The 238-nt window shown below is 48.7% G+C and carries 1 protein-coding gene; it reads left to right on the plus strand.

What is annotated here, in order from left to right; all coding sequences use genetic code 11:
• Positions 1–5: 5 nt before the first annotated feature.
• The coding region (locus tag AAEZ03_RS28820; RefSeq protein WP_350583420.1) for an ATP-binding cassette domain-containing protein at positions 6–238 on the plus strand (233 nt) is incomplete at its 3' end.

A 238-nucleotide genomic window follows, 5' to 3' on the forward strand; every position in this document is an offset into this window, starting at 1 on the left:
GTGCTATGTCTGCCATTTTAAAGGCGACCAATATCAATAAGATATATGATGAAGGCGCGGTTAGTACCCAAGTATTGACAGGCTTGGATTTGACCGTCAATGCTGGCGAGCGCATCGCTATCGTTGGCACCAGTGGCTCAGGAAAAAGCACCTTGCTACACTTGCTGGGCGGATTGGATACGCCAACCAGTGGTGAAGTCTGGCTGCATGGTCAGTTGTTAAACAGCATGAATGAGAC

The sequence above is a fragment of the Pseudomonas sp. HY2-MNA-CIBAN-0224 genome (assembly GCF_040310285.1).
GTDB classification, from domain to species: domain Bacteria; phylum Pseudomonadota; class Gammaproteobacteria; order Pseudomonadales; family Pseudomonadaceae; genus Aquipseudomonas; species Aquipseudomonas helleri.